The 8,170-nt window shown below is 62.5% G+C and carries 9 protein-coding genes; 1 reads left to right on the top strand and 8 read right to left on the bottom strand.

The window, feature by feature from the left end:
- Positions 1-343: 343 nt before the first annotated feature.
- The 4 genes from A5700_RS04180 to A5700_RS04170 all read right to left on the bottom strand — a co-directional run bounded on the left by A5700_RS04180 (position 344) and on the right by A5700_RS04170 (position 3,521).
- Positions 344-1,156 carry a maleylpyruvate isomerase family mycothiol-dependent enzyme gene (locus A5700_RS04180; RefSeq protein WP_156671072.1) on the bottom strand — a complete coding sequence of 271 codons (813 nt, stop codon included), beginning with the start codon at positions 1,154-1,156 and terminating at the stop codon, positions 344-346.
- Between the two features lie 264 nt (positions 1,157-1,420).
- Positions 1,421-2,134 (bottom strand): class I SAM-dependent methyltransferase, encoded by a 714-nt coding sequence (locus A5700_RS04175; protein WP_068066691.1) that lies wholly within the window; start codon positions 2,132-2,134, stop codon positions 1,421-1,423.
- Between the two features lie 59 nt (positions 2,135-2,193).
- Positions 2,194-3,012 (bottom strand): alpha/beta hydrolase, encoded by an 819-nt coding sequence (locus A5700_RS25070; protein ID WP_082960362.1) that lies wholly within the window; start codon positions 3,010-3,012, stop codon positions 2,194-2,196.
- Positions 3,009-3,521, bottom strand: coding sequence for a MarR family winged helix-turn-helix transcriptional regulator (locus tag A5700_RS04170; RefSeq protein ID WP_068066688.1), 513 nt, complete (start codon positions 3,519-3,521; stop codon positions 3,009-3,011). The genes A5700_RS25070 and A5700_RS04170 overlap by 4 nt, the downstream gene beginning before the upstream one ends.
- Positions 3,522-3,736: 215 nt before the next feature.
- Here A5700_RS04170 and A5700_RS04165 point away from each other — a divergent pair, with 215 nt between their 5' ends.
- Entirely contained in the window at positions 3,737-4,174 is a 438-nt protein-coding gene (locus A5700_RS04165) for a VOC family protein (protein WP_068066666.1), read from the top strand.
- Positions 4,175-4,246: 72 nt separating this feature from the next.
- On the opposite strand, the gene A5700_RS27280 is transcribed toward A5700_RS04165, so the two are convergent.
- The 4 genes from A5700_RS27280 to A5700_RS04145 all read right to left on the bottom strand — a co-directional run bounded on the left by A5700_RS27280 (position 4,247) and on the right by A5700_RS04145 (position 8,010).
- Positions 4,247-4,870 (bottom strand): hypothetical protein, encoded by a 624-nt coding sequence (locus A5700_RS27280; protein ID WP_197502743.1) that lies wholly within the window; start codon positions 4,868-4,870, stop codon positions 4,247-4,249.
- A 462-nt stretch (positions 4,871-5,332) separates the two neighbouring features.
- Positions 5,333-5,797 (bottom strand): tRNA (N6-threonylcarbamoyladenosine(37)-N6)-methyltransferase TrmO, encoded by a 465-nt coding sequence (gene tsaA / locus A5700_RS04155; RefSeq protein ID WP_197502742.1) that lies wholly within the window; start codon positions 5,795-5,797, stop codon positions 5,333-5,335.
- Between the two features lie 167 nt (positions 5,798-5,964).
- Positions 5,965-6,348 carry a tautomerase family protein gene (locus A5700_RS04150; protein ID WP_197502741.1) on the bottom strand — a complete coding sequence of 128 codons (384 nt, stop codon included), beginning with the start codon at positions 6,346-6,348 and terminating at the stop codon, positions 5,965-5,967.
- 507 nt (positions 6,349-6,855) lie between these two features.
- Positions 6,856-8,010: a cytochrome P450 gene (locus A5700_RS04145; RefSeq protein ID WP_156671071.1), complete on the bottom strand. Its 1,155-nt coding sequence runs from the start codon at positions 8,008-8,010 to the stop codon at positions 6,856-6,858.
- Positions 8,011-8,170 lie beyond the last annotated feature (160 nt).

Below are 8,170 nucleotides of genomic sequence, written 5' to 3'. Positions count from 1 at the left end.
CGTGGTCGGAGACGATGGTCTCGAAGGGCTGTTTGACTGTCACGGGGTGTAGACGTGTAGTGAGCGATTTTCGTGAGGTCGTTCTCGCGTCGAGCAGCATAAGTGCCGCCGCCCGTCGAAATCGAGGACATCGCGATGCACTCTACGGGGCGGCACGGCGCACCAACCAGGGGATCAGCGTCGCCCTTGATCCACGGCGGTGCTGCCGCTCGAAGTGTTGGAGGGTTTCTCCGGCTCGGGTCCTCTCGCGGTGGACTTCCCTGCGCCTTAAGCTTTTTCGCCGGCCACCGGGTCTCCATCGTGACAAAGGGCCAACCCAACACGGGTTGGCCCTTGATCTGGCTCAGCGTGTCAAGGCCCGTGGATCCCAGGGGGCGTTGGTGCCCCACAGCACCGATTTCACAAGGGCTGCGCTGACCGTGTCGGTATCCACGGTTAGCGTGCGTTGCGCTGAGCGACGGCCCCAGATGGTGAGCAGACGGTTTGCCGTGTCGGTGATGACGACGGCGTCGCCCGTCGCGGGTTGCTCGACGAATTTGAAGCGTGCGCCGCCGCCGCTGCGTTCGTAGACGAGGTCAGCACATCCGGGACTGCGCAGCACAATCCGCAGTTCGCCCTCGACCCCGGCGTGCTCCGCTCGCCATTCGGGAGCTTCGTAGAGCGTCGGCATTGTGTTAAGCAGATCCACCGCGTGGCGAGTCAGCTCTGGTTGAGTGAGGAGTTGATCGGACAGGTCGTCGTCGCCGACGATGTCCCACCGGTGAATAGCGGACTCGCTGCGCATGTGGACGGCCAGTTGCGCGACAGTGAAGGTCCGGCCGGTGAACAAAAAGATGGGGTCGGCGGAGTCGGCAAGTGCGGACGCGGCTGTCAGCAGCCGCTCACCCTGCGTGAGGAATTCCTGTGCGAGGTCGGCGGCACTCAAAGCGAGGAACGGTGCTTCGCGCTCGCCGAATTCTCGGGTCGGCCGCTGCTGGTCATGGTTCACTTTCAACTCGATAAGGTCAACGATCTCTTTCGTGCCGGCTGCCAGGTGGGCAGAGATGCTGTGGGCAGTCCAGCCCGCGCAAGCGGTTGGTGTATTCGGTGCCACCTCAGCAAGGGTGGCTGACAGTGCTTGGTTTTCCAGCGATGGTGAGGGCTGACATGGTGCCATCAGGATTCTCCCTAACTTGAACACGGCGCCGCCGATGCGACCCGGCGGCGGTGGCCACGACGTGGACCATCACCGCGAAGACGTTCCTCTTGATGAAAATGTGAGGTCGCCGCGGTTTCCGTGCCAACCTCGCGTGCAGCAGCACCAAACGGCTACCTAGGGCGACGGCCGAGGGAGTTGGAAGGACTGAATACTGCGAAACAGCGCACAAGCAGGTGCCGAAGTTCCGAACGCTGTGCGCGGTAACCGAAATGGCGGGGAATTTCACACCGACGATATGCGTTCGCCCGTCAGTATGCGTGCCGCCACCCACGGACCGCCGTACCAGTAGTTGACGCCGAGGCAGCGAGACTCCAGATTGGTCAGCATGTTTCGGAGCACCTTGGCATAGTCGTCGGTATGCATGATGTCGACTAACACGAGTTGACCACCGGGCTTGAGGACTCGAACCATCTCGGCTAGCGCTTCACTTCGGCGAGCAGGGTCGGGCACGTTGTGCACTGCCAGGGCAGAGGTGACGACGTCGAATGACGCGTCAGGGAAGGGCAATTCGGTCATGTCGGCGGTGTGAAGCTGTATGCGGTCGGCCACCCCGTCAGCACGAGCGTTCGCCCATGTACGCCTGGGATCGTTGCCGGATTGATCGATGCTGCGCCAGAGATCAATGCCTTCGGCTTTGCCGCGCGGGAGCCGATGGGCGGCGGCGATAAGTACGGCCCCGCTGCCGCAGCCGACGTCGAGGAGGTGCTCATCACCAGCCAATCCGAGTCGGTCCAATTCGCGCCGCCATACGATGTGTTTCCCACGCAATGTGGTGTGTAGGTACAGCCCTGCTTGACTAAGGAGCGCCGCCGCGGGAACAAGCCACCAACGATCGAACCTGCGCGCGAACATCAGCATTACCACGCTGGCCGCACCGTATCCTGCGGGATAGTGGGGCGCCTCGATCCCATACTTGCGGGTAAACGGTCCGTTCATCCTCACTCCCTTTCTCCCGCACTCGGCCGTCGGTGTGCGGGGCCCCGATCCAGCTTGAGTCACGCTCGACTTTCTTGATGCAGCCGGGCAAGTAAGGCATCGGTGAACGCGACACCGTGGGTGGCGTAACCGACGTGACCGCCGGGCAGTTCGACTACTTCGCGCTCAAGCAGGCGGCCAAGCTGTTGACTGACCGCGTGATTCGGGTAGCCGCGGCATTCTCGGCCCGCTGCGGGAATCATCCGCTGAGCCAGTGGCCTCAGCGCAGCGACGGAAAAGTGCACCGTTGTGTACTGCCGGAGCTCGTGTTCGAGCCAGTAGATCGCGTTGGCCCTGATGTGGGGGGCTCCTGAGCTCCTTGCCCGTCGCATGACCGCATGATCGACTAGCGGAAAAGCGCTTTCGCGGAACTTGGTCATCGCGGAATCGATCCCACGGCGCCGATAGACATCGTAGACATCGCTAAAGAAATCAATCCACCGCTGACCGTCGGGCTGAAGATGCATGGCGCACGGCTCATATGGCACGACGGTATCGATTACTTCGGGATGGTCTATCGCCAGGCGCAGCGCAACCACACCTCCAGAACTGGTGCCGAAGACGGTGGCCGGCTCACCTCCACCGACGTGCTCGATGAGGCATCGCGCGTCGGCGGCGTCAGTATGCAATCGCTGCGAGTAATCCTGCGGACCGTCGAGCCGGCTGCGAGTAAAGCCGCGACGGTCATAGCTCACCACCAGATAGTGCGCCGACAATCTCGTTGCAAAGGATTCGAAGACGGTGGCATCGCCATTGGCCCCCGGAATCAATATCATCACCCGACCGGCGCCGCGCGTTTCGTAATATAGCTGCGCTCCTGCGACATTCAAGATGCTCATACCGGTACGCCCGAGCGGCCCTCGGTGACAAACGGCTGGGCACGCAGGACCGCCGTGTGCTTGAACGTAATTTGCGTTCCTTCGGTGAGGAATCGCGCGATCGCCTCGAGTTGGTGCGCATCGAACTCCGACAACAGTGCTTTGAGATCGCCACGAAGCGGCTCGAACACTTCGTGTACCTCGTCGACGCGCGCCTGAACTGGGCGCAAGATCTGTTTACGCCGATCGTGCGGATGAGGTTCCCGATGGAGGTAGCCGGCGGTCTCGAGGCGCGCAACTACGCCGGTTACCGCCCCCGTCGTCAACCCGGTCACCGCGGCGAGTTCGCTGCCGGTCATTGCGGGTCGCTCACGCAGCAGGTCAAGGCACTTCGTATCTGTTGGCCCGAGACCAAGGTGTTCAGCGATCGCGTGATGGAAAAGCACTGCCGCAGTGCTGTATCGACGCGCAAGCGACCCAACAACCGAATTAATGAGACGGACTCGACTTGTTTTGCCCGCAGACGGCATCTGCTCACCTTTCCCGATGCCACTCATCTAATCGCTTAGATACTAAGCTATAGCGGCGGCTACCGGCAAGGCGATGCAGGCGCTATGCGCGTTCGGACCGAGTCGGCGTTGTGAGGTTCACGGTTGACGCAGCCACGAGCGCCGGCGAATCGCGTGCAGCGGGTCGAGTCCACTGTCGGCAGTGACACTCCGGTGCGGTCGCTACTGTGAAAGCCATGCCAATTCGACTCGACAACGTCGGGATCGTTGTCCGCGACCTCGAGGCCGCGATCGCCTTTTTTACCGACCTGGGGCTGAGCCTGCTGGGTCGCGAGCGAATAAGCGGCGGGTGGGCCGATACCGCTGTTGGTCTCGACGGCAACACCGCCGACATTGCCATGCTCCAGACCCCCGACGGCAACGGCCGCATCGAGCTCTTCCAGTACCTACACCCAGGCGCGATCGAAATTGACCCTGTCCAGCCAAATACCCTTGGCATGCACCGCGTTGCTTTCGCCGTTGACGACATCGACGCCGCCGTCGAGACCGTCCGCAAGCACGGCGGCGACGTCCTTCGCGGCGTCGCCCTGTACGAGGACGCCTACAAGCTCACGTACGTCCGCGGCCCCAGCGACATCGTCGTCATGCTCGCCCAAGAGCTCAAGACGTGCTGAGCCGGTGGCCGGGCACGCCGTCGCTGCACACCCCAAACCCGAGGCACTATCCCAACTGCTGCTCGCACATCCCTACCGGCTGTCCCTAGTCGATGACACCGCCAAACCCTCTCGGTCACCGGCACCGGGCCTGACGCTATCTGGTGTAGTGGGCTCGGGAGTGAATGCCGCTCGCAATCCTGCGACCCAGCGCAGTGTGAAGCCGTCCGTTAACCGGCAAAGTGGCTGTCGCGGAGGCGAACGCGACCTCGGCTGGCTATTGGCTGACTCAGCGGTGTCCGCCTCCGCCGGCCCCGCCGAAACCGCCACCGCCACCGCCGGAGTGCCCGCCGCCCCCGCCGATGCCGCCACCGCCGCCGAAGTGTCCGCCGCCACCGCCGAAGTGTCCGCCGCCACCGCCGAGGCCGCCACCGCCGGGGTGTCCGCCGCCGCCACCGTTTCCTCCGACTCCGCCGGGTGCGCCACCGTCAGGTGCACCACCCGGACTGCCCTGTGCGCCCCCTGGTGGTCCATCGGGTCCACCGGGTCCACCAGGATGGTCACCGGGTCCACCGGGATGGTCACCGGGCCCACCGGGTCCACCGGGGCCACCGGGGTTGTCACCGGGGCCGCCGGGATGGTCACCTGGTCCACCGGGATGATCACCGGGGCCACCGGGATGATCACCGGGGCCACCGGGGTGGTTCGGGTGGTCATGTCCAGGCGGGTGGTAAGGAATGTAGACGGGGTCATCAAACCACCAGTTCGAACCGTTCCGGCAATTAATCGGCATCGGGCCCCACCCCGGATCCCAGAAGTCTCCGGGACACCAATGTGGGGGAGGGTCCGCCTGTGCGGATCCAGCGGCGGCCAAATCAAATAGCCCAACACTTGCGACCAACGCCACGGTGGCCGCTACGAAACGCCTGTAACCCTTCATCCGCCCATTATTACTTAGGCTAACTGTGTATGGGTTAAGAGATATTCAGCATGGCGCTCGCGGATAAAGTCATCAAATCCTTTGCGTTAGACCGCCATTCGAAACGCCGGCCTTGGTCACGCTGAAAGCGTCGGCCTATTGTTATCGGTAACAACTAAGAGGTGAAAGGTATTGATTCGCAACCTCTTGCGCTAAAGGAGACACCGCCTTATCTGCGGAGGTCCTGGCTGACGGAGCCGCTAATCCCAATAGTGGTTCATGAGTTCTTGCGCCCATTGCGGTTGGCCCACTTCGCCGCGAGGCCCGAATTCAGTCATGTACGGCTTGATGTCCAGCACTGGTGTGCCGTCGATCGCATCCAGACCCGAAACGGTGAGCACTCGCCGGGAGATACCGATCAACCGGCAGGTCGTCAGCCCGATCCGGTTGGGACGGTCCTTGGCGCGCTGCGCGAAGATACCGACTTCGGGCCAGTCCGGATTTCCGCGGGGCCGACGAGCACCGACTTCGATCCGGTCGGAGTCCACCCGATCAAATAGATAAATTACGTCGATATGTGAAAACGCCTCCAGCCCCCGGACAGCGGCTTCGTCAAACCGTTCCGAGAGAATGATGCTGGCGACTTCGTCGTCCCATCCGTCGTCGAAAGGTTCCACGCGAGAACAGGACACCACCGCGATCGGCTGCAGCTGGAAGATTTGCACGGTCGCAATGGTCCCACGACATCGCGATGGCACACGACGACCTGTCGTCGTGGTAGGTCGGCCGTAAGCCATATCTCCAGTTCCTCGCAGGTCCAGGACTGAGCGAGGTGGGCGGCTTACCGGTAACTGTGGCTTACCGATTGTCTGATGTCGTGCTGCTGCCGTCGCTACTGGGAATATTGCGCAACACCGTTGCCGAAAGACCAATTCTCCTTGGCCACCTCAGTCAGCACGATGAGCACATCCTCGGACCGGACTTTCGCCCGGTCGACAAGCTGTCCAACGAGGTCGGCGTAGAACCGCTTCTTGGCTTCCACGGTGCGGCCGGCGTTGAGTGTGATGTCGATGATGAACGCCGCCGAGGATCTGTTGATGCCCAGGTATGTCGGATCCATGCGCAACGAGTCGGCATCGTGGGCGATAATGACCTGAAACTTGTCGTCTTCCGGCACATTGATCACGTCTCGCATGCTCTGGTAAACGACGTCGCCAATGACGGCGCGTTGTTCGAGCGGCATCGAATTCGGAACGTGGATGCGAGTGAGCGGCACGCGGGTGTTCCTCTCGCCAAGACAAGGGTCTTCTGATCATGCTCAGCCTAGGCCGTCGCAGCGGATGTTGTGCCGCCCTGCACCCGGGGCCTAGTGGCAAGGCTTTGCTGGCGTCCCCGCGTAGTCGCTTTGGTGCTTCCTGCCGATCTACCTCGCCGTCGCACGCCCAGCGGCGGATCTGGCATTTCGCCACCAGCAGTACCCGCAGAGCAACGATTGAGGTCGCCAACCCTCTGCGTGTTTGACCGTGCCGAGTCCCACTGTGCCACAGCATCGCTCAGAGTATGTGTCGCGCGCTCATCAAATTCATTGACGCACAAGATATTCAACAATACGGAGCGGTTCACCTGTGAACCTCCATATGCGATTCGTGCATGTTCCGCGAGACGCGTCTCAGTAGGGGAGTGGCGCGGTGAAGCCACGCGGATCGGCCGAGGGGCAGGACGTCCCGGTGCAACGCGGCGACCAGCGCGGCAACTGCGGCACTTACCCGCCCGCGGTCTGACGTTAACGCCAGCGCAGCGGCAAACTCGACAGGCGGACCGCCTCCTCGAGGATAATCGGCGGCACGGACTCAGCATCTAGGACGAACGCGGGGATAGTGCGTAACCATTCGCTGACCAACACAGTCAACGCTGTTTTCGCCAGACTGACGGCCACACAGCGGTGCGGGCCCCCGCCGAATGCCCAGTAATCCGCCCGCGACCCGTGGCCGTCCGCCATGTCTTCTTGGATGGCCGCCCCTACGCACAGCACGACCCGGGCTCCTGCCGGTATCTCGACCCCCGCCACGGTGACGTTCTGAGCGGCCCTGCGGATAATCACCGGGGCCGGCGGCTCGCGGCGCAGCACGTCTTCGACGAATCCTTCAATCCCTGCGGGATTTTCGTGGAGCGAAGCGCATAGCCGCGGGTCGCGGGCAAGGTCAAGAAACACGAAACCCACCGAGCTCCTGAACGGCGTAATGCCCGCAGCGATCAGCATCTCAACTACCGCGCACGCGTCAGCTTCGTCGAACCCATCGTCACCGGCAACCAGCCCAGACATAACACCCGCAATATCAGGGCTGGCACGACGCTGCGCGAAAGCCTCCGTCAAATAGGCGAGCATCTCAACTTTTTGCACCAGGTCCTGGAAACGGACACCTGTGACCGTGGCCAGAGGCGCCCGCTGGATTGCCCAAAGCGCTTTCTCCCAGCGCAGCAACCTATCCCCGTCTTGCGGGGGCAGCCCCAACACTGTGAGAAGAACCTGAGCCGCGAATGGCTCCGCAACGTCGGTGATGACCTCACAACCACCCCGCGAGGCCACCGCTTGAACCACCGACGCGGCCTGATCTTGCAACGCCGGTTGCATCTGTTTCACCGCGCGGGAATGCAATAGGGGCTGCAAGACCGCGCGCCAACGCGCATGGTCCGGCCGATCCAAAACAGCGTTCAGGGGAAATACTTCCGGGTTGCGCAGCGCTGCGAGCACGTCATCGGCCCGTGTGAGGCAGTAGCCATTCATAAACACGCTGTCGTCGATAAACACGACCGGCCCGCGCTTGCGCAGCGCGTCCCACAGCTCGCTGCGATCCTCTGTGAAGAAATCAGGCAGCAACTTTCCACCGATCGGTGAGAGGTGATGTATCCCAGGCCGCACCTGCGCCGGCACACTCACACATCGCCAGAGTATTCGCGGACCTGGTCGAACTCGTCCAACAGGTGCAGCCGCTGCCGCGCACGTCCCTACCTCCCTGAAGGCAACCCGGCGCCGCAAAGCCGTATGTGCTCGAGCGGCGTTGAAGGCTGGTTTTTCGGTAGTGCTGTTTGGAAGTGGC

The organism is Mycobacterium sp. E1214, from assembly GCF_001666755.1.
In the GTDB taxonomy this organism is placed as follows: domain Bacteria; phylum Actinomycetota; class Actinomycetes; order Mycobacteriales; family Mycobacteriaceae; genus Mycobacterium.
This window is presented reverse-complemented; position numbering and strand designations above follow the sequence as displayed.